Here is a 21,954-nt window from a genome sequence, read left to right on the forward strand (position 1 = left end):
GACTCCAAAAAATCGCTTCTAGTTCATCATTGAACAATATTTTCATACTTTTGCTATCCTAATTCGTAGGATTCTATTCACATTAAAATTTTAATATAAAATGAAAGTAACAATAGTAGGAGCTGGTAATGTAGGTGCCAGTGTAGCCGAATATGTCGCCATGAAAGAATTGGCTGACGAAGTAGTATTACTTGATATCCGAGAAGGTTTTGCCGAAGGTAAGGCCATGGATCTCAACCAATGTGCTACATTGAATGGCTTTAACAGCAAGGTAATTGGTACCACCGGAGATTACAGCAAAACGGCAGGTTCGACTGTAGTAGTGATCACTTCTGGAATTCCAAGAAAGCCGGGGATGACCAGAGAAGAACTGATCGGTACTAATGCCGGTATTGTGAAATCAGTAACGGAAAATTTGGTAAAACATTCTCCTGATGCGGTTTTGGTAGTAATTTCCAACCCAATGGATACCATGACTTACTTGTCTGCTAAAACAAGTGGTTTGCCAAAAAACAAGATAATTGGAATGGGAGGTACTTTAGACAGTTCAAGGTTCCGTTACAGATTGTCTGAAGCACTGGACTGCAACCCTAACGACGTACAAGGAGTAGTAATCGGAGGCCATGGTGATACTACTATGATACCATTGACGAGATTGGCTACTTACAATTCTACGCCTGTATCTAACTACCTGTCTGCTGAAAAGCTGGAAGAAGTTGCTGCTGCTACTATGGTAGGTGGTGCTACATTGACAGGCCTTTTGGGAACATCTGCATGGTATGCTCCGGGTGCAGCAGGTGCAGCGGTAGTTGAGGCTATTGTTAGAGATCAAAAGAAGTTGATGAGTGCTTCTGTGTATCTTGAAGGCGAATATGGACAAAAAGATATTTGTGTTGGTGTGCCTGTAATTATCGGTAAAGACGGATGGGAAGAAGTAGTTGACTTTAAGTTGACTGATGACGAAAAAGCCAAATTCGAAGCAAGTGCCGCAGCAGTCAGGAAAATGAATGACGCATTAGAATTGTAATTCATTTCTGTTTTCAGAATAAAATATTGGAGCTGGTCATTTATGGCTGGCTCTTTTTTTGTGCTATGAAACGAAATAAATGAAAAGTTTTATTACAAAAAAACCACCGATTGTTAGTTCAATCGGTGGTTTTTTAAAATATGATTAAGATTACTTCTATTCTGCTTTTTCAGGCTTAGGAAGTAATACTTTTCTTGACAATCTGAATTTACCTGTTTTAGGGTCAATTTCAGTCAGTTTAACTTTTACTTCTTCACCTACTTCCATTATTCCATCCATCTTTTCTACTCTTTCCCATTTGATCTCAGAAATGTGAAGTAGCCCGTCTTTACCCGGCATAAACTCAATGAATGCACCAAACGGCATGATGGATTTTACTTTACCAGTATAGGTTTCTCCAACTTCAGGTTGAGCCACTATATTTTTGATTCTTCGGATAGCATCAGCCATAGAGTCACCATCGACAGCAAATACACTGATTATGCCTTTACCGTCAACTTCTTCAATTACTACAGTAGCACCGGATTCATTCTGGATTTCCTGAATGATTTTACCACCTGGCCCTATCACCGCACCAATTAGTTCTTTCTCTATTTTCATAGTGAATGAGCGTGGAGCGTGAGGTTTCAAGTCTTCTCTGGATTCAGAAAGGGTTTTTCTTATTTCATTTAAAATATGCTCTCTTCCTTCTTTAGCCTGCATTAATGCTTCCGTCAATACTTCATAAGAAAGCCCATCTACTTTGATGTCCATTTGGCAGGCAGTGATTCCTTTGTCTGTACCAGTTACTTTAAAGTCCATATCTCCTAGGTGATCTTCATCTCCCAGAATGTCAGACAAAATAGCATATTTTCCAGTTTCAGGATCAGAAATCATACCCATCGCTATACCGGAAACTGGTGATTTCAATTTAATACCAGCATCCATTAGCGCAAGAGAACCAGCACATACAGTAGCCATTGATGAAGAACCATTAGATTCCAGTATATCAGATACTACACGAATTGTATATGGGTTTTCATCTCCCTGAGGGATCATTCTTTTCAAAGCCCTCAATGCAAGATTACCATGTCCTATTTCTCTTCTGCCAGGTCCTCTGTTTGGCCTGGCCTCACCTGTAGAAAATGCAGGGAAATTATAATGCAACATAAACTTGTTGTATCCGGAATTCATAGCACTGTCGATCATTTGCTGATCCATCTTGGTACCAAGAGTTACGGTAGTCAATGATTGTGTTTCACCTCTGGTGAATACCGCAGAACCGTGAGCACCTGGCAGGTAGTCAACTTCAGACCAGATATGTCTTACTTCATTGAGTTTACGGCCATCTAATCTTATCCTGTTGTCTAATACAGAATTTCTAATTGCTTCTTTTTCAACATCATGAAAATATTTGTCAATTAGAAATTCACTGGGAGTTTCTTCTCCTTCAGCAACTTCAGGAAGAGAATCTATGTATTCTTGCTTGATTGCACCGAACTTTTCTTTCCTTAGTGCTTTATCAGCAATACCTTCAGAAGCTACAGCATATACCTTATCGTAAGTTTTTGCTTTGACGTCAGCTTTAAGGCCTTCATCATGAGTTTCGTGCGAATACTCTCTTTTTACCGTCTTTCCTACTGCTTCTGTTAATTCTAATTGCACTTTACAGTGATCTTTAATTGCTTCGTGCCCGGCTTTGATTGCCCCGATCATTACTTCCTCAGACACTTCATTTAATTCACCTTCAACCATCAATATGTTATCAATGGTTCCGGCAATGATCATTTCAAGATCAGCTTCTTCTATTTGAGTTGGTGTAGGGTTGATCAAATACTCTCCTGCTTTGAATATTACCCTTACTTCCGATATTGGTCCACCGAATGGAATATCAGAAACGGATAATGCGGCTGATGCAGCAAGTGCAGCAAGTGCATCCGGCAGCACGTTTTTGTCCGCAGAAATCAATGAAATCATGATTTGTGTTTCAGCATGATAATCATCCGGGAATAATGGCCTTAGTGCTCTGTCAACCAGGCGTGAAATCAGGATTTCCATATCAGAAAGCCTGGCTTCTCTTTTTAAGAAACCGCCGGGAATCTTACCTGCAGAAGCAAATTTTTCCTGATAATCAACGGACATAGGAAGGAAATCAACTCCTTCTCTGGCTTCTTTGTTGGAAACAACTGTTGCTAAAAGCATGGCGTTTCCCATTCTAACTACAACTGATCCATCAGCCTGTTTGGCCAATTTACCGGTCTCAATCGTAATTTCTCTTCCATCAGCTAGTGCGATGGATTTGGTTACTACATTTAATGACATAATAATTTTTTAAATTTTGACAAAAATTGAGAATTGAGTGTGAGTGGATGTCAAAATCTGTTAAATATTCGAGTGAGAAGTACAAAAAAGGGAATTCAAATTAACGAATTCCCCTTTGCGCATATTTTTTATTTTCTTAAATTCAATTCAGCTATAATAGCTCTGTACCGATTAATGTCTCTTTTGTAGAGATAGTCAAGAAGGCTCCTTCTTTTTCCTACCAATTTCAAAAGGCCTAATCTCGTAGAATGATCTTTTTTGTGCGTTTTCAAATGCTCTGTTAAATAATTGATTCGGTAAGTGAAAAGAGCAATTTGAGATTCCGAAGAACCTGTATCTGTTTTCGACTTTAACCGACCATGATTTTCAAAGACTTCTTGTTTTTTCTCTGTTGATAAATACATGCTTAGTAAAAAGTTTAAATGTTATTTGTTTCAAGCGTGCAAAATTAGATATATAGATGTTTAAAAGCAAACAACATTTTTAATTGTTAGCTGGCTGTAGTTTGAAACCCTTCCTTTTATCCCACCATTCTTTAAGTTTTTGAAACCATACTTCGTAAAAGTCAGCATCAAACAATTTGGCATCTCTACGGGCCTGATATAAAAACAGAATGCCAAATGGCAGTAAAACTACATCTGCTACCCAGGCAGCATAAGCCCCTTCCATGACGCTGGCTTTAGCCCACTTGTCCGCTATAACAGTCATCACATAAAAGATGATGAAGAAGAACACTGAGACAACTACAGGCATTCCCAGCCCACCTTTTTTTATAATTGCCCCTAATGGTGCTCCAATTAGAAACATGATAAAGCAAGCCACTGCCTGAGAAAACTTCTTGTACTTTTCAAGCTTGTGCTGGTTTGTGTCTCTTTTTAGGTCAGCAAGTCGCAAGCTTTTACTACTAATCCCGGACTTGACTGATCTCGCAGAACCTACTGCCTTACTGAATATGTTTTTCTTTTTTAAAGGGAGATTACTTAAACTGTCCATTTTGAAACGAACGACAGCCAACAGGGAATCGTTTTCAATATAACTGGAATCCGTTACATTTCTATATTTTCTAATACCTGTATTGAGAGGTTTTTTCTTCACTTTAGCTACTTCTTCTGTTTTTGCGGGTTTTGGTTTTGCAGCAGGTGGAGGAGTTTTGGTTGATACGATACTATCTGTTGTTCCTTTTGCAATTATTTTATTTTTCAATGTTTTATTCGTGAAAATCTTATCAGGCTTAAGGGTTTTAATATCTTTCAACTTGTTTTTAGTAGAATCTGCTATAGGCTTCAATACACCTGTATAAACAGGATATGTTTTTTCTAAACCCGGTTTTTCTTCATGTTCATCTTCGAGGCTGTTTGCACTGTCTGTTACTTCCGGTTCTGCTGGTTCTGAATCTTCTGTATTTTTTTCTTCTTGCTTTTCTTTATGGTATTCTGCACTGTCAATTTTATGTTCGATCATTTCTTCGGCCATCCTGAGGCTGTCTTTTAGGTTTTGCTTGTTTCTGAATTGTTCAAATGCTATTTCCAATGGTTCCGGTATGGTCAATTTGGAATTGAAATGATATCTGAATGCTGCATCTGCTCCTTTGAAAATCTGATATTTGGTAGTTGATATTGTATTGCTCATGGAATCAATGTCCTTGGTAAGCCTTTCGATATTTTTCATCAGTTTATTTCCTGCAAACAAGTCCATGTTAGTGCGATCCAGATCGAATGAAGCAAGGCTAAAAACCATTTTCATGACAGAAAATTCCGTTCTTGCGAAGGTCTCTATTTTAGACTTAGACCTGTTTTTTTTGTTTTCCCCCTCTATATAATGATTGCCATTGAATAGCTCCATCATCAGGTAACGGTCGTTTACTATGGTGTACATTCGGCAGGAGTCAGCTATAATCACTTTTTTATTACCTCCCATAGAAGAGCCTTTGTGATCGTAAATGATAATGTCTCTCATAGAAACTCCGTCTGAGTATTTCTTTCTGACTTTTATACTATAATTGGGAATCCCCTCATAAAACTGTCCTTCTTTCAGGTCTAACGAGGGCTTTTTGTGTTTGATGTCATAGAGCAGGCTATAGGCACGAAGGTTGGCGTTAGGTACTATATAGTTGTTGGAAAAGTAAGCACCTATTGATATAAATACAACCAGAATGCCAGTGGGTAGTAGTGTTCGTGTCAAAGAAATACCGGAACCCTTGATGGCTGTAAGCTCAAAATGCTCACCCAGATTTCCATAGGTCATGATCGACGCTATCAATATGGCAAGAGGCAGGGCAATAGGTGTCATATTGATGCTGAAATAGACCAATAGTTCTCCAAAAACACTGTATCCAAGGTCTTTTCCTACCAGGTCATCAAAGTACTTCAACATATATTGGATCAGCAATATGAACACCGACACACAAAATGTTAAGATAAGAGGCCCGATAAAAGACTTGAGTATCAGCTTATCGAGTTTTTTCATAATTTATTCATTGGAGAAATAGAGATGCTGCTCAAAACCTGTATTCATTATATTAAACTTCAAAAGTATAATTGAAATTGCAGATTATGTTTTTTTACGGATAAAAACTATTAACGTTTGTTCTAACGTTCTACGTTTGTCTGAAATCCCAGTCGGTGAATTTTTTCTTTTTCGCCTGAGTCTGAAAAGGCAGAAATTGCCTGATCGATCTGTTCAAAACAATGGTCTTCACCTATAGCATCGGCAAAACCTTCTTTCACGAAAATATCTCTGACTGGGCCTATAATGCTGACAAAGATTAATTCTATATTTTTTGCACGACAAAAATCAAGTAATTCATGGAGTACCAACATACCGCTGGAATCTATACTCGAAATGCTTTGAGCATCAATAATCAATACTTTTAAGTCACTGCCTCTGAGCAACACCAGCTCTTCTGTCTTTTCTTTAAAATAATTGACATTGGCGAAGTAAATTCTGGAATCGAATCGTATAATTAGAAATCCTTTTATTTCCATTGCCTCTTTGAATCGTTTGATGTTTTTAAAGAAGTGGGTGTTAGGAATCTGACCCAGCACAGCCATGTGTGGTTGTGTAGTCTTGTAGATCATCATGACCAGTGAAAGCCCTACGCCGATCATTATTCCTTCTTTAATCCCTATGATGAGTGTACCTGTAAAAGTACTCAGCATCATGTAAAAGTCTGCTCTGTCTGTTTTCCAAAGGTATTTACATTGTTTCAAATCAATCAAACCTAAAACGGCTACCAGTATAATGGCTGCAAGTATGGCATTTGGTAAATAATAAAACAGTGGCGTGAAAAACAGAGCAGTAATTAATACCAGCCCTGCACTTACATATGAGGCGATGGCTGTTTTAGCACCATTGGCTTCACTCACCGCAGACCTGCTAAAGCCACCTGATGCAGGAAAACTGCTGAAAAATGAACCAAACATGTTTCCTGCACCCAGTGCTATCAGTTCTTTGTTGGCATCAATACGGTATTCGTTTTTGTGTGCAGGTTCTAATGCCTTGGAGATGGAAAATGCTTCCATAAAACCAATTAGTGCTAAAGTGGCAGCTACAGGTAGTAAGTTTATAATATTTGAGTAGCTAATATCAGGTATAGCGAAACCCGGCAGACCTGTTGGTATTTCTCCGATGATTTTTAGTCCAGTATTTTCCAGATGTAAATAACGAACTCCAATTATAGATAAGATTACGACAATGAGTGCTCCCGGAATCAGTTTGTTTATTTTTTTTGTGACCAGTAAAAAAATAATGCCAATCAAACCAACGGTAACGGAGACCCAGTTTATTTCTTCCATTTTCGAAATGAATTCTAAAAGAATATTATGAACGTATTTGTTTTGCGAAATCTTTACTCCGGTAAAGTGTGACAATTGATTGATACTGATAACCAATGCAGCAGCATAGGTAAATCCATTGATCACTGGTTTGGAAAGGAAATTTACGATAAATCCCAACCTCAAAATGCCCATTGAAAACTGAATAACACCTATCATAAAGGCCAGCAGTATTGCCAGTAATATATATCGTTCGCTATTGGCGACTGCCAGGGTAGAAACCCCGGTAGCGACGATTATTGAATCCATCGCTACCGGACCGACAGCCAGTTGGCGTGAAGTTCCCAGCAAAGCATAAATGAGCTGAGGAAAAATGGCTGCATAAAGTCCGTATATCGGAGGCAATCCTGCAATCATGGCATAAGCCATACCCTGTGGGATGAGCATTACGCCAACAGTGATCCCGGCAGAAAAATCCATACGGAACTTTCCGGAATTGTAGGTTTTTAAATCTTCGGTCAGGGGAAAAAGCTTTTTCAAGTAGGATATGCCATTTTATAAATGTTGTAAAATTAGAAAGTTATGCCCTTCCAAAGTGTAACAATGGTTACAAATCATCACTTTATAAATCTTGTTTTCATTCACAAAATCTCAATTTTATTCCTATGCAGTACTATTTTGTCTTCATTTTCCAGTTTTTTCAATAGACGTGAAACTACAACCCTTGAAGTGTTCATTTCTGTAGCAATTTCCTGATGGGTTTTTGAAATGGTAAAACTGCCGGTGTTTTGCTTTATGTCAAGCAGGTAATTCATAAGCCTTTCATCCATTCTCAAAAAAGCCACTGAATCCAATGCATTAATCAGTTCCTCGAATCTTAAATTGTATGAATTGAAAATGAACTGTCTCCAGGTTGAGTATTTCATCCAAAGATCCATATACTGAAGTGGTATCATCCAAACTTCAGTATCAGTTTCTGCTATGGCTTTTATCTCACTTTTTTTATGTTGGGTACAACAAGTCAATGACATGGCACAAGTATCACGTTCTCCCAGATAATATAAGAATAATTCATTTCCTTTGTCGTCTTCCCTGATAATTCTGACAGAACCACTCAATACCATGGGTATTTCCTTGATGTATTTGCCATAGTCTATCATTATTTTGCCTTCAGTCACACTCATTAGCCGACCTTTATCCGCCATTTCATCAATTAGCTCCGGTTGCAATATATTTCTAAATTTTTCCTTAAGTATCTCTTTCATAGTGTCGTATTCTGAGGTAATTTATAAAAATGTATGCTTAAATTTTATAAAAAAATAAAGGGTGGCCTTTAAACGATAAGTTACTGTATAATTGGTTAGACAGACATGTTTTTGATTTATCATAATGTCAAATTTAAACTTTGAATGAGCAATCCAATCTTTGATACTTATTTCCTATTTTTGCCTTCTTTTTTGAGAGGACATAATATTTGAATATAGAAAATATATATGTTTTTTCAATTGAAAGAATACCTTAAGCTCATATTGATAGATGAAAAATATTAGGAATTTTTGCATAATTGCCCACATTGATCATGGAAAAAGTACTTTGGCTGACAGACTTTTGCAGCAGACAGGTACGGTTGCCGATCGTGATATGCAAAATCAGTTGTTGGATAACATGGATTTGGAGCGGGAGCGTGGCATCACTATTAAAAGTCATGCGATTCAAATGCACTACATGTATGAAGGCGAAGATTATACATTAAACCTGATAGATACTCCTGGCCATGTGGATTTTTCATACGAAGTTTCCCGATCGATTGCAGCATGTGAAGGTGCTTTACTTATTGTGGATGCATCTCAGGGGATAGAAGCGCAGACTATTTCAAATTTATATTTGGCACTTGAGCATGATCTGGAAATTATTCCGGTTTTGAATAAAATTGATTTGCCCGGCGCTATGCCTGAGGAGGTGTCTGATCAGATTATTGAGTTGATAGGCTGTGATGTAGAAGATATTATTCACGCTAGTGGAAAAGAAGGCTTGGGTATTGACGATATACTCAAGGCAATAGTAAAGAAAGTACCAGCTCCGAAAGGTGATCCTAATGCACCATTGCAGGCTATGATTTTTGATTCTGTTTTCAATTCGTTTAGAGGTATAGAAGTTATTTTCAGAATATTTAATGGTAAAATAGCTAAAGGAGATAAAATTAAGTTTGTCAACACAGGCAAAACCTATGATGCTGACGAAATTGGAGTTTTAAAATTGCTTCAGGAGCCACAAAAGGAAATGAGTGCGGGTAATGTCGGTTATCTGATTTCGGGGATTAAAGTGGCGAAAGAAGTAAAAGTCGGAGATACCATCACCCATGCTGCCAATCCGACAAAAGAAACAATAAAAGGCTTTGAAGATGTTAAACCCATGGTTTTTGCAGGAATCTATCCCGTAGAGACTTCAGAATACGAAGAGTTAAGGGCTTCAATGGAAAAGCTACAGCTAAATGATGCCTCTTTGGTGTGGGAACCGGAAACCTCTGCAGCATTGGGTTTTGGGTTTAGATGTGGATTCCTTGGAATGCTACACATGGAAATTGTGCAGGAGAGATTGGAAAGGGAATTTGATATGACGGTGATTACCACCGTTCCTTCTGTGCAGTTTCGTGCCATCAAGTCTGACGGTTCTGTTCAATTGATCAACGCACCATCCGAAATGCCGGATCCTACAAAAATCAGCTACATCGAGGAGCCTTACATCAGGGCGCAAATCATCACCAAAGCAGATTTTATCGGTCCGGTGATTTCTTTGTGTATCGACAAAAGAGGTGAAATTAAAAATCAGGTTTATCTAACTTCAAATAGAGTAGAACTAACATTTGAGCTACCACTAGCGGAGATTGTTTTTGATTTTTTTGATAAATTGAAGACTATTTCCAAAGGATATGCATCATTGGATTATGAATTGATTGAGCCTAAGACTTCAAAAATGGTGAAGTTGGATATTATGCTCAATGGAGAGCCTGTAGATGCATTGTCTGCTGTAGTACATAGGGATAAAGCTTACGAGTGGGGAAAGAGGTTGTGTGAAAAGTTGAGAGAATTACTTCCCCGTCAGATGTTTGAAATAGCGATACAAGCTTCTATTGGTTCAAAAATTATTGCAAGAGAAAGTGTGAGGGCCATGCGAAAAAACGTATTGGCAAAATGTTATGGAGGAGATATTTCTAGAAAAAGAAAATTGCTGGAAAAACAGAAAAAAGGAAAAAAGAGAATGCGTCAGGTGGGTAATGTAGAAATACCACAGGATGCTTTTATGGCGGTACTTAAACTGGATTAATTGTTATGCCAACATTATTAGACGGACGAAAAATATCATCTGATATTAAAGCTGAAATCAAGCTAAAAGTTGAAAAAATGAAGGATGCTGGTCAAAGGGCTCCCCATTTGGCCATCATCATTGTGGGTGATGATGGTGCCAGCCACACTTATGTAGATGGAAAGATCAAAGCTTGTAAGGCTGTAGGGTTTGACTATACCCTCATGCAATTTGCTGCAACCATATCAGAGGAAAAACTACTGAAGCATGTTGATCAACTGAATTCTGATAGTGATATTGATGGTTTCATCGTTCAGTTGCCACTTCCAGAGCATATTTCAGTTGAAAGGGTGACAGAAAGTATTTCACCGGATAAAGATGTAGATGGTTTTGTGAATCAAAATTTCGGGAGTATTATTTCGGATTCACCTTTGTTAATGCCAGCTACGCCATTTGGTGTGATGGAGTTATTGAAAAGGTATGAAATAGATACCAAAGGCAAAGACTGTGTTATTGTAGGCGCAAGTCGTTTGGTCGGAGCACCTTTGGCTTTGATGATGTCTCACACAGGCCATGCAACAGTTACGCTTTGTCATAAATACACAAAAGACTTGTCTAGCCATACCCAAAAAGCTGACATATTAGTGGTTGCTGTTGGCAAACCAAATTTGATCACAAGAGAAATGGTAAAGGAAGGTGCTGTAGTTATAGACGTTGGTACTACCAGAGTTGCCGACGCTACTAAAAAAACCGGGTTTAAATTGTCGGGAGATGTAGATTTTGAGAATGTATCAAAAATTGCCAGCTATATCACTCCTGTGCCTGGTGGCGTAGGTCCGATGACCATCGCTTCTCTTATGATAAATACATTGAGAGCTGCCCGGCACAATCAATAGTTGATGGATCAAACTTTAGCGATAACACAAAAACTGCCTGTGATGGAAATTTTTTATTCCATACAGGGTGAGGGATTTCATTCCGGGAAACCTGCTGTTTTTGTGCGTTTGGGAGGATGTGATGTTGGCTGTCATTGGTGTGATGTCAAAGAATCCTGGAATGAAAAGGATCATCCACATTTAGGTATTGAAGAAATAATTAATGAAGTTACCCGATATCCTTCCAAAACAATTATTGTTACTGGTGGTGAACCGTTAATGTACAATCTGGACGGGTTGACATCTGAATTGAAAAAACATAGCTATCAACTCCATTTGGAAACCTCCGGTGTTTATACCATGACCGGGCAATGGGATTGGATTACCTTTTCCCCTAAAAAATTCAAAAAACCAGATCAGTCTATATATGCTGTAGCCAGTGAGTTGAAGGCAATTGTGTTTAATCAATCAGATTTTGCTTTTGCAGAGTCTTTTGTAAGTAGCTTAAATAACGATTGTATTCAATATCTTCAACCGGAATGGTCTAAATCGGAACAAATGACTGCTACTATTGTGGAATATATCAAAGCACACCCGGAGTGGAATATTTCATTGCAAACCCATAAATATTTGAATATCCCATAATATTTATTAATTCTTGCAGTAATAGTTATATGATGATGAGAAATGTACTTACTGTATTAACAATATTTTTTTTTACTTCTCAGGCGGTAGGGCAAAATCCCAATCTATCTACACAAGACAAAAAGGCTTTAAAATATTATCAGGAAGCCAGTGCGTTACTTAGGCGGGTTCAATATCCTGAAGCAATCGATCCTTTACGGAAGGCTTTGGATAGGGATCAAAACTTTATTGAAGCATGGCAAGCCCTGGGTCTGTCCTATTTTAAGACTGGCAAGCTTGATCAGGCTATTGAATGTTATGAAAAGCCAATAGAAATAGACAAAGAATCTGTTCGTGTACCAAGATCGTATTTTACACTTGCAGATTTATATTTTCAAAAAGAAGAGTACCAAAAAGCGGTCGATTTTGCTAATTTGTATATAGAAAACAGGCAAAACGAAACCGCAAATATTAAAACCCTGCAAACAATTATACAGAATTCAGAATATATTTTGGAAGCCATCAAAGAACCACTTCCTTATAATATTAAACCTTTGCCTGGTCAGGCAAATTATTTTAAACAGCAGTATTTTCCGGTACTTACGGTAGATCAGCAGTCACTGATTTATACCGGAAGAAACAGGGACGAGAATATATACATATCGCGACTTGGAGAGAATGGGGACTGGGGAATGCCATCTCCGATTTCCAATAATATCAATACCGATTTGAACGAAGGGGCTTGTACTATTTCAGCTGACGGACGTATTTTGATTTTTACTTCTTGCCAGGGAAGGAGAGGCTTTGGGAGTTGCGATTTATACATTACCTATAAAGAAGGAAACGACTGGGCCGTTCCAGAAAACCTGGGTATTGATGTTAATTCTTCATCTTGGGATGTGCAGCCCACCTTATCTGCGGATGGCAGAACATTATATTTTGTATCAGACAGACCTGGAGGCTTAGGAAAAAAGGATATATGGAAATCATCCAAAGGTGAAGATGACAAATGGAGTTCGCCTGTGAATATAGGAGCTCCGGTCAATACTTCTTTGGATGAAATTTCTCCTTTTATACATGTAAATGGTGAGTCACTCTATTTTGCATCGAAAGGTCATGCAGGTATGGGTGGGTTCGACATATTTATGAGTGAAGTAAATGACGGAATTTGGTCTGAACCTACAAACCTCGGATATCCATTAAATGACAGATATGATCAGGTATCTTTATATATATCGTCAGGGGGGGAGAAGGGTTATTATACCATAGAGAGAGTGGTGAACGGTGAATGGAGAAGTGTGTTGCACTCGTTTGATGTACCCCCACAATTTAGGGTTAAAAGGAGGAGTGTTTTTACCATTGGACATGTTATTGATAAAGGTACACGTAAATTCCTTGGTGCTGATATTAAGATTTTTGATCAATCCAACTCTGAACTGATTTCGAAGGTAAAGTCAGATGCTGTTACGGGAGAATATACGATCGTCTTAACAGAAGGAAATGAATATGGGCTCTATGTTGAAAAGAGAGGATACCTGTTTGCAGATTATTCATTCAATGTCAATAAAATTGAAAATTTCAATAGCGATAACCTGGAAATAGAGCTTCAGTCAATAAAGGAAGGAGTTAGTATGGTGCTAAACAATATCTACTTCGAATTTGATAGCTTTGAACTCAAGAAAGAATCCTATTCAGAGCTTCAGACTGTTTATGAGTTTTTAAAAGCCAATCGCAATGTTTCTATTGAGATACAGGGCTATACCGACGATAAAGGTACAAAGCAGTATAATGAAGCATTGTCAGAGAATCGAGCGAAATCGGTTTACCAGTATTTGTTAGATAAAAAAGTTCCGCCAAGAATGTTATCTTACAAAGGACTAGGGGCTCAAAACTTTATTTCTCCAAATGATACTGACGAAAACAGAGCAAAAAACCGGAGAATAGAATTTGTGATCAAGAAATTGGATAATTAATTCAAGAAATATAAATTTTTTTATTCGGAAGATTATTTCTCTTTTTTTGAATATGTGAAATTAATTATTGTGGTAGGTAATAAAATAGTAATGATATTACTAATATTAAGCAGTTTTATTTTAAAATTGTATCTTCATAATGTTATGCATGCATAATAAATCTCCAAATTCTTTTTATTTTGGTACGTATTGTTATAATTTTAAGGTTCAATTAAATTAATGTTAAAATTTAAACTTTAAATTAATACAATATGAAGAAGATTCTACTTATTAGTTTCATGTTGTTGTCTGCGCTTATTAACGAATCGTGGGCACAAGAACGCACCGTTTCAGGAAATGTCTCCTCAAAAGAGGATGGTTCAACCCTTCCTGGTGTGAATATAGTAATTAAGGGTACTACTGATGGTACTACTTCCGATCTGGATGGAAATTACAAATTGAGTGTTCCCGCTGAGGGAGGAATTTTAGTATTCTCCTTTATAGGTATGACAAATCAGGAAATTGAGATTGGTTCTAGATCTGTAATTGATGTGATTTTGTCTGAGGATGCTCAACAGTTGAACGAGGTAGTGGTGACGGCAATCGGTATTGAGCAAAACAAAAGAACCCTTGGGTATGCTCTACAGAATGTAGATGCTCAAGAAATTGTTAACGCACGGGAAACGAACATAGTCAATGGTTTGGCAGGTAAAATTGCAGGTGTTCAAATCAATTCTTCTGGTGGGCAGGCGGGTTCTTCTTCCAGGATTATCATAAGAGGTAATTCGTCTCTTTTAGGAAATAACCAACCTTTATTTGTGATTGACGGTATTCCGATTGATAACAGTCAAAATCAGGCAGCACCTAATACTGTTGAGGGTAGTGTTTTTAATGGTTCGGGTTCGAACAGAGCGATTGACATTGATCCTAATGTAATTGAAAATGTTTCGGTTTTGAAAGGAGCTGCGGCAACTGCGCTATATGGTTCCAGAGGTGCCAATGGGGTTATTGTAATAACAACCAAGAGAGGTTCTAAAAAGGGAAGTGGGCCTACTGTTACTATTAGTTCATCTTTTGGTATTGACAATCCCATTGTTAAAGGGTTTCAACATGAGTATCTCCAAGGATCTGGAGGTAATTATAGAAATGGATTGCCAGCCGGAGCTGGAGGATTTAGAAGTCAGGATCCAGCGACAAATCCTACTGGACTTACAGCGACTCAAACGAGTGTTTCCTGGGGGCCAAGCATCAATAGAATGGATCAATACACTCTTGATTCGATAGGATTACCAAAAATTTACGATCCAAGAGATGATTTCTATAGGGATGCAAAAACTTTGGAAAACAACATTACCATAAGTGGAGGAAAGGACATTATCAGTTATTTGGTGTCCTATTCTCAGTTGGATCAAGAAGGAATAGCTCCGGGAAACGAATTTGACCGAAAAAGTTTGATGGCTAGCATGGATGTTCAATTTTCCGATAAAATTAAGTATAGTGGATCCATTAATTATATCAATAGCTACAACAGAAGGTTGACCGAAGGAAATGGACAAAGAAGTTATCTCTATGGTCTCAATTTTTGGCCTATTAGTCATGATGTAACAAAATACCTTACAGATGATGGAACCTATTATACGTATAATGGAGGGACTTTCAATAATCCGTTTTGGCTAGCAGAAAACAACGGTCGTTTCAGTACTACAAATAGATTTATATTGAATCAAAGCATTACTTATCAGATTTTACCTTGGCTTTCAGTGAGTAATAGGTTTGGAGTTGATTTTTACCATGACCTTCAGGAAGATCATGTGAATATTGGTACAAGAGGGACTGCTGATGGTAGAATGTTTAATGCCGATATCACCAATACTCAAATGAATAATGACTTTATTGTAAGTGTTAATAAAGATATTAATGATGATTTCAGAATTAGCGGGCTTGTTGGGAATAATATAAACACTCAAACCTACAAAAATGATTTGATAAGAGGGATTGAGTTGAATATCCCGGGATTTTTTGACATAAGCAATGCCAGTACCCAAGAGGCTTATGAGTATGATTCTGAATTGAGAAATTATAGTGCCTATTTCTCTGCTGGATTAGATTATAAAAATATGCTTTTCCTGAACGTGACAGGTCGAAATGACTGGTCTTCGTCCTTGCCTAAGAATGCTAATTCATTCTTTTACCCTTCAGTATCTGTTGGGTTTGTGTTTACCGATTTACTACCTGTGAGTGAAGAAATATTTCCTTATGGTAAATTCAGAGCATCTTGGGCTCAGGCGGGTAATACTGCAAGTCCTTACAATACGATTCAAACATTTACTCAATCTGCTCCAGGCGATGGTACTAGAGGTGCAATTACCATTCCTACACAGGGTCAAAATGCATTCGAACAAACCAACATAAAAGCAAACAATGAATTGGTTCATGAACTAGTTACGGAAATAGAAATTGGAGGAGATTTTAGGTTTTTGAACAATCGGTTGGGTGTTGATTTTGCCTACTACAATAGAAAGAGCACAAATCAAATAGTTGATGCTCCCGTAGCTCCATCAACCGGATTTGTTGAAGCAACAAAAAATGTTGGAAAAGTTGAAAATAAAGGTGTTGAATTGACCTTGACAGGTACGCCTTTGAAAATGGATAACGGGTTAGTGTGGGATGTGCAAGTAAATTTTGCAAAGAACAAAACTGTAGTAAATGAACTTACTCCGGGGGTGGAATCTATTTTTCTTTATGGTTTTACAAGTCCACAGATTAGAGCGGATGTTGATAATGGTTATGGTACAATTTGGGGACAGAGATTTAGTAGGACAGAGGATGGTCAGTTATTAATTGGAGAGGATGGCCTTCCTATTCCTGATGATGCTTTAGGTAGTATTGGTAATGTTCAACCCGATTGGACTGGAGGAATTAGAAACTCTTTTAGTTGGAAAGGAATCACTTTGTCTTCTTTGTTTGATATAAGAAAAGGTGGCGACATTCTGAACTTTGATTTGTATTATTCTACTTATTATGGTACCTCTTCTATTACCGCAGATAGGGGTTCTGTAATTGTATGGGATGGAGTTGTTGATAACGGCGATGGTACTTTTAGAAAGAATGATATTCCGGTGGTTAAAGATCAAACTTACTATACAGGGTTTTATAGTAGCTATGATGAACTATTTGTAGAAGATGCCAGTTTCATCAAATTGAGAGAATTGAGTGTGAGTTATGCTTTGCCCAGTTCTTTGCTAGAAAGTACCCCTTTTAAAAATGTAAGTTTCTCTGTAATTGGAAGAAATCTTTGGATTAAGAGTAATTTCACTTATTGGGATCCAGAAGGAAGCCTAGGGGGTAATGGAAATGGACAAGGGTTCTATCATGGTGTAACACCAGGAACGCAATCATTGTCTTTTAGATTGAAAGCCTCTTTTTAATGTTAGCCGTAGTTAATTTAAATTAAAAGTTATGAATTCAATTAATAAATATATAACAGGATTTGTATTGAGTGCTTTAATGCTCTTTTCAACTTCCTGTTCAGAATTTTTGGATGTAAACGAAGATCCAAATAACCCAGTTGTAGTATCCGAACCATTATTATTGACTGGAATAATAGCCAATTTCACTTATCAGATTTTGGCTGGCTATCCGGTAAGGGTTACAAGTACATGGGTGCAACAGCAATCATATAATGGAGCTTTACCTCACTATGGCATCTATAGAGTGGATGAAAATGATGTAAACAACACATGGACTTACTATTCCTACTCAAATGCAATGCAGAACTGTAAGATTTTATCAGAAATTGCGACTACTAATGAGTTGTATGATTATGCTGGTATTGCTAAAATCATATGGGCTTGGAATATGAGTATAGTAACGGATTTATATGGAAATGCTCCGTTTTCTGAAGCTTGGAATCCTGATATGTATCCACGACCAGCTTATGATACTCAGGAGTCTATTTATGCATCTCTTCAAACTATGCTTGATGATGCTATTGCAGATATTGATAGAACAGATGGTTTAAGTACTTATGTGGTTGGCGAAGATGACTTTGTGTATGGTGGAAATATGACAAAATGGAAAAAACTGGCTTATTTGTTAAAAGCTCGATTCTACATGAGACTGTCTTATGCCCCGGGATTTAATGCTGTAACTCAAGCGGATTTAGCGTTGGCTGCCACCGCTAATTCATTTGCAAGTAATACGGATAATGCGACTTACGAATATTTGGATGAAGCTGGTCAGGAAAATCCATGGTATCAATATGCTATTGATGGCAAGTGGAGTACAGATCAGCAAATGAGTGATAAATTCATATCAGATTTGTTGATAAGAAATGATCCTAGAATATATGCATTGGCAGGATTTGATGGTGATGGAGAATTTTCTGGACATGAGAACGGAGTTGATGGGGATACGGATAAGTCTCCTATTGGGGAATATTATAGTGCAGCTGATGCAGCGGTAATTATGGCGTCATATCCTGAGGTGAAGTTTATTGAGGCTGAGGCTCATTTAATTAAAGGGGATTTACCAGCTGCTCAAACAGCATATAGTGCAGCAGTTCGTGCATCATTTGATGAATTGTCTGATGAGATAGATAAGAAATCGGCTGATGATGACAATCTTTCTGGTGCATCAACTGATGTTGATGCTTATTTGACTGCAAATGAAACTTTGAGGTCTCCTTTAAATATTGCGTATAACCAAGTAATGAACCAGAAGTATATTGCGATGTTTACTCAATTCGAAGTGTATAACGACTGGAGGCGTACTAAAATACCGAGCTTGTCAGCGGCACAAAACGCAAATATTTCTAGTATGACTGAGCCTGCTACAAGATTTCCATATCCCTCTGCTGAATTGAATTACAATTCTGAAAATGTAAACGCTCAGGGAGTTCCTGTTGGATTCAATGCAGTAACCAGTAAAGTTTGGTGGAATACTGCTCCTGAAAACTGTACACTTTGTAATAATTAAGAGATAAGACATGAAGAATTATTTATATTATGTATCAATCCTTGCATTTTCCGTATTGCTCGGTGGATGTCTGGAGGATAATGAATTTGCTACAGCCAATATAAGTTCTGCAGCAACGATAGAAGTTCCATCTAGTAAACCATACATATTTGGTGCTACAGAGGCAATTGATTTGACAGTGGAGCTAACAGAATTTTCAAGTGCTTCATTAGTAAAAAGTGTTTCAGTGATAAAGAGTTTCAATGGAACAGCAACTACTGTAGCAGATATAGATGTAGGATCAATAACAACCTTTCCTACAACTTTAAGTTTTGATTTAACAGGGTTATTGGAAGGTTTAAGTATCACTGAATCTGATTTAGGGCCAGGAGATGTATGGGTTTTTAGTTATACAGTGAATTTGACCGATGGGAGGGTTCTTAAACCTGCACAGAAAACTTCTATTGCTTTTTCTTGTGTATCAGATTTAGCCGGAACGTATAGCTCTCTGACTTCAGGAAGTGCAGGAACTGATGACCCGTATGAAGTTACACTCACAGAGACCGCAACAAGTGGTGTTTATGAAGTTTCGGATATTACATTTGGGTTGTATAAAAATAGCTATGGTGCATCCGATAATCCGGCTGATATTACTGACGTATGCGATGTAATTAGTCTTATTGATCAGCCTGATGTGGTTTATGGTGGAGATGTATTTAATGGTTCTGGAACTGTTAATGCTGATGGAACCATTACCCTTTCCTGGTCGAATGGGTATGGTGATTATGGTGTCACTACCCTAACAAAGCAGTAAATTAAGGGTCTATTGATTTGATGGATAAAAAGGGGTAGCCTAAATTTTAGGCTACCTTTTTTTACAGCTTATGAGGGATAAATTTGTTGGTTTTAAGATTTGCTAGAAATAGCATACAAAACGGCTTTATGACAAAAGAATACAAACTAAAATCTAACATTGTACCGTTATTTTTTTCTTTTACATTGGGAATAAGTTTCACTTCCAATGCACAGCCTACAGGTTCGTATCAATCCAATGTAAAGGAAGCCTTTGTGCCATCAGAGCTCTTAAATAAACTCACTCAGAGGGTTGAGCATAATACCGAAAGTACAGAAGGTTCACCGTATTTATTTGAAGAGTATTCAAAAGGAGAAATTTATTCGAATAAATATGGCAAGGTAAACGGCTATACCTTGAATTATGATTTGGCCAGGGATGAGCTTTTGATATCATTAAATCAAATGATCAGGGTCATTGAGCTACATGAAGTAGATAGTTTCATAGTCAGTGATCCCCAATCTCAATATTGTAATTTGGCTAAAATTTCTAACAGAGGTTTGGAAGGAATTGGAATTCTACATGCGAAAACTACTGATGGCAAGTATTTGGTTACTAAGAAAAGTGCGAAATTAGTACCTCCAAATTACAGTCCTCAGTTTAATACAGGAAGTAAAAATTCCAAATGGCTTAGGAGAGAAGTGTCTTATATAGTTTCTAATTCGGAAATAATTAAACTACCTACTTCAAAGAAAGTAGCTTTAAAAGTATTTGATGAAAAGTCAAAGGATATCTCGGAGTTTGCTGATGATCAAAAAATAAAATTTAAAAGTATTGATGAGTGGGTATTGGCTTTTAATTATTTTAATACATTGGCCTTGTGAGTCAAATCATTTGAAATTTTCTTTGTATATAAAACTACATACATACTCTTTCACTCCTTCTTCCAATTTATAAAATTCTTTGCCACAGCCAGTACTCCTTAGTTTGGTCATATAGGCTTCAATGGAGATTTATCCTTGCTGAAGATACTTGGTTGAGATTTGTCGATATTTTCAAACTTACCGATTTTTGCTGGTGGCAGTTTAATTTTTTTGGCCGATTAAAATAGAAGCAAGATCCCATTCGTCAGAGTAAATAGATTCAGCCCTATCTCTCAAATTATAGTTTGAGCTCAAAACTTGTCCATAAGCTCCTGCTGATCGAATCTGAAGTATATCGCCTCTTGAAGTCATTGGTAATACCGCTTCTCCAAAGGTATCTGTGCTTTCACAAATAGGACCTACTACTTTATACGATTCCATTTCTTTATCTGAACTAATATTTTCGATTTTATGGTAAGAATTATAGAGTGCCGGACGGATCAAATCGGTCATTCCAGCATCTATGATAGCAAATTTAGTTTCTTTTCCAACTTTCACATAGAGTACTTTTGATATAAGAGAGCCCATTTGACCAACCAGAGACCTACCCAGTTCAAAATGGACACTTTGATTTGGTTTGGGTTTAAGAAATTTGTCAAAAACTTTGAAATATTCTTCAAAATTAGGAATTGGATTCGTGTCTGGTTCATGGTAGTTTATACCAAGCCCGCCACCTAAATTTAAATGTTCTATCTCAATGTTTTTAGAATCAAGAAAGGTAAGAACATCATTAACCGCATAACATAGTTTCGCATAAGGATTTAAACTCAGGATTTGAGAGCCTATATGAAAATGCACCCCCGTCAACATAATGTTTTTGTATTTCGACACTTCTTCAAGTGCCATTCCTAAATCTGCTACTGGAATACCGAATTTATTTTCACTTAAACCAGTCGTAATATGACGATGTGTTTGTGCATCCACATTTGGATTCAATCGAAATGCTATCTTGGCTATTGAGTTATTTTGTTTTGCTACCTGATCAATAACTTCCAGTTCTTCTATGGATTCACAGTTGATGCTATGGATGTTATTTTTTATTGCCAGAGTCAACTCTTCGTCTGTTTTTCCTACTCCGGCAAGTACAATATCTTTAGGGTTAAATCCTGAATCAATGGCCTTAATTATTTCATTTCCACTGACACAATCAGCACCTAATCCATAGTCAATTATTTTTTTCAAAATGCGAGTTTCTGCATTGGCTTTTATAGCATAATGTACATGATAAGAACTATCAGTAATAGCACTTTTTAGTGCCTTGAGGGTACGATCCAGAAGGTTAAGATCATAGTAATAAAATGGGGTTTTGGGCATAATGCTTGTTTTAGGACATCAAAATTAACTTGAGTGTATTTATTTCGAAAAACATTATGGAATTTCAACAAACAATTAATAAATTGTTAAATAATTAACACTAAAAGGATATT

The 21,954-nt window shown here is 37.3% G+C and carries 15 protein-coding genes; 9 read left to right on the forward strand and 6 right to left on the reverse strand.

Annotated elements, in window-relative coordinates; genetic code table 11:
- Nucleotides 1–100: 100 nt before the first annotated feature.
- On the forward strand, nt 101–1,027 hold the full coding sequence (locus AAOP42_RS20170) for a malate dehydrogenase (protein ID WP_349530393.1): 927 nt from the start codon (nt 101–103) through the stop codon (nt 1,025–1,027).
- A 156-nt stretch (nt 1,028–1,183) separates the two neighbouring features.
- On the opposite strand, the gene pnp is transcribed toward AAOP42_RS20170, so the two are convergent.
- From pnp to AAOP42_RS20195, 5 genes are all read right to left on the reverse strand, one after another.
- Entirely contained in the window at nt 1,184–3,328 is a 2,145-nt protein-coding gene (pnp, locus tag AAOP42_RS20175) for a polyribonucleotide nucleotidyltransferase (RefSeq protein ID WP_349530394.1), read from the reverse strand.
- A 128-nt stretch (nt 3,329–3,456) separates the two neighbouring features.
- Nucleotides 3,457–3,732 carry a 30S ribosomal protein S15 gene (gene rpsO, locus AAOP42_RS20180; RefSeq protein WP_349530395.1) on the reverse strand — a complete coding sequence of 92 codons (276 nt, stop codon included), beginning with the start codon at nt 3,730–3,732 and terminating at the stop codon, nt 3,457–3,459.
- A 79-nt stretch (nt 3,733–3,811) separates the two neighbouring features.
- Nucleotides 3,812–5,794 (reverse strand): LptF/LptG family permease, encoded by a 1,983-nt coding sequence (locus tag AAOP42_RS20185; RefSeq protein ID WP_349530396.1) that lies wholly within the window; start codon nt 5,792–5,794, stop codon nt 3,812–3,814.
- A 122-nt stretch (nt 5,795–5,916) separates the two neighbouring features.
- Entirely contained in the window at nt 5,917–7,641 is a 1,725-nt protein-coding gene (locus tag AAOP42_RS20190; protein WP_349530397.1) for a SulP family inorganic anion transporter, read from the reverse strand.
- 101 nt (nt 7,642–7,742) lie between these two features.
- Complete coding sequence (locus AAOP42_RS20195; protein ID WP_349530398.1) at nt 7,743–8,366, reverse strand: Crp/Fnr family transcriptional regulator; 624 nt, start codon at nt 8,364–8,366, stop codon at nt 7,743–7,745.
- Between the two features lie 271 nt (nt 8,367–8,637).
- Between AAOP42_RS20195 and lepA the strand changes: the two genes are divergently transcribed.
- From lepA to AAOP42_RS20235, 8 genes are all read left to right on the forward strand, one after another.
- Complete coding sequence (gene lepA / locus AAOP42_RS20200; RefSeq protein WP_349530399.1) at nt 8,638–10,425, forward strand: translation elongation factor 4; 1,788 nt, start codon at nt 8,638–8,640, stop codon at nt 10,423–10,425.
- Between the two features lie 5 nt (nt 10,426–10,430).
- On the forward strand, nt 10,431–11,300 hold the full coding sequence (locus AAOP42_RS20205) for a bifunctional 5,10-methylenetetrahydrofolate dehydrogenase/5,10-methenyltetrahydrofolate cyclohydrolase (RefSeq protein ID WP_349530400.1): 870 nt from the start codon (nt 10,431–10,433) through the stop codon (nt 11,298–11,300).
- 3 nt (nt 11,301–11,303) lie between these two features.
- Entirely contained in the window at nt 11,304–11,924 is a 621-nt protein-coding gene (locus AAOP42_RS20210; RefSeq protein ID WP_349530401.1) for a 7-carboxy-7-deazaguanine synthase QueE, read from the forward strand.
- Nucleotides 11,925–11,953: 29 nt separating this feature from the next.
- Nucleotides 11,954–13,876: an OmpA family protein gene (locus tag AAOP42_RS20215; RefSeq protein ID WP_349530402.1), complete on the forward strand. Its 1,923-nt coding sequence runs from the start codon at nt 11,954–11,956 to the stop codon at nt 13,874–13,876.
- Between the two features lie 251 nt (nt 13,877–14,127).
- Nucleotides 14,128–17,283, forward strand: coding sequence for a SusC/RagA family TonB-linked outer membrane protein (locus AAOP42_RS20220; RefSeq protein WP_349530403.1), 3,156 nt, complete (start codon nt 14,128–14,130; stop codon nt 17,281–17,283).
- A 31-nt stretch (nt 17,284–17,314) separates the two neighbouring features.
- On the forward strand, nt 17,315–18,832 hold the full coding sequence (locus AAOP42_RS20225; protein WP_349530404.1) for a SusD/RagB family nutrient-binding outer membrane lipoprotein: 1,518 nt from the start codon (nt 17,315–17,317) through the stop codon (nt 18,830–18,832).
- Between the two features lie 10 nt (nt 18,833–18,842).
- Complete coding sequence (locus tag AAOP42_RS20230) at nt 18,843–19,625, forward strand: hypothetical protein (protein ID WP_349530405.1); 783 nt, start codon at nt 18,843–18,845, stop codon at nt 19,623–19,625.
- A 128-nt stretch (nt 19,626–19,753) separates the two neighbouring features.
- A complete protein-coding gene (locus AAOP42_RS20235; RefSeq protein ID WP_349530406.1) occupies nt 19,754–20,488 on the forward strand; it encodes a hypothetical protein in 735 nt (244 codons plus the stop codon).
- A 201-nt stretch (nt 20,489–20,689) separates the two neighbouring features.
- Here AAOP42_RS20235 and lysA read toward each other — a convergent pair whose 3' ends face one another.
- On the reverse strand, nt 20,690–21,841 hold the full coding sequence (lysA, locus tag AAOP42_RS20240; RefSeq protein ID WP_349530407.1) for a diaminopimelate decarboxylase: 1,152 nt from the start codon (nt 21,839–21,841) through the stop codon (nt 20,690–20,692).
- Between the last annotated feature and the right edge of the window lie 113 nt (nt 21,842–21,954).

Origin of the sequence: Reichenbachiella sp. MALMAid0571 (assembly GCF_040151475.1) — a bacterium.
Taxonomy (GTDB): Bacteria; Bacteroidota; Bacteroidia; order Cytophagales; family Cyclobacteriaceae; genus CAXBNB01.

Coding starts and splice junctions, on each gene's coding strand:
- AAOP42_RS20170 (WP_349530393.1), top strand. CDS start 101: ATGAAAGTAACAATAGTAGGAGCTGGTAATGTAGGTGCCAGTGTAGCC.
- pnp (WP_349530394.1), bottom strand. CDS start 3,328: ATGTCATTAAATGTAGTAACCAAATCCATCGCACTAGCTGATGGAAGA.
- rpsO (WP_349530395.1), bottom strand. CDS start 3,732: ATGTATTTATCAACAGAGAAAAAACAAGAAGTCTTTGAAAATCATGGT.
- AAOP42_RS20185 (WP_349530396.1), bottom strand. CDS start 5,794: ATGAAAAAACTCGATAAGCTGATACTCAAGTCTTTTATCGGGCCTCTT.
- AAOP42_RS20195 (WP_349530398.1), bottom strand. CDS start 8,366: ATGAAAGAGATACTTAAGGAAAAATTTAGAAATATATTGCAACCGGAG.
- lepA (WP_349530399.1), top strand. CDS start 8,638: ATGAAAAATATTAGGAATTTTTGCATAATTGCCCACATTGATCATGGA.
- AAOP42_RS20205 (WP_349530400.1), top strand. CDS start 10,431: ATGCCAACATTATTAGACGGACGAAAAATATCATCTGATATTAAAGCT.
- AAOP42_RS20210 (WP_349530401.1), top strand. CDS start 11,304: ATGGATCAAACTTTAGCGATAACACAAAAACTGCCTGTGATGGAAATT.
- AAOP42_RS20215 (WP_349530402.1), top strand. CDS start 11,954: ATGATGATGAGAAATGTACTTACTGTATTAACAATATTTTTTTTTACT.
- AAOP42_RS20220 (WP_349530403.1), top strand. CDS start 14,128: ATGAAGAAGATTCTACTTATTAGTTTCATGTTGTTGTCTGCGCTTATT.
- AAOP42_RS20225 (WP_349530404.1), top strand. CDS start 17,315: ATGAATTCAATTAATAAATATATAACAGGATTTGTATTGAGTGCTTTA.
- AAOP42_RS20230 (WP_349530405.1), top strand. CDS start 18,843: ATGAAGAATTATTTATATTATGTATCAATCCTTGCATTTTCCGTATTG.
- AAOP42_RS20235 (WP_349530406.1), top strand. CDS start 19,754: ATGACAAAAGAATACAAACTAAAATCTAACATTGTACCGTTATTTTTT.
- lysA (WP_349530407.1), bottom strand. CDS start 21,841: ATGCCCAAAACCCCATTTTATTACTATGATCTTAACCTTCTGGATCGT.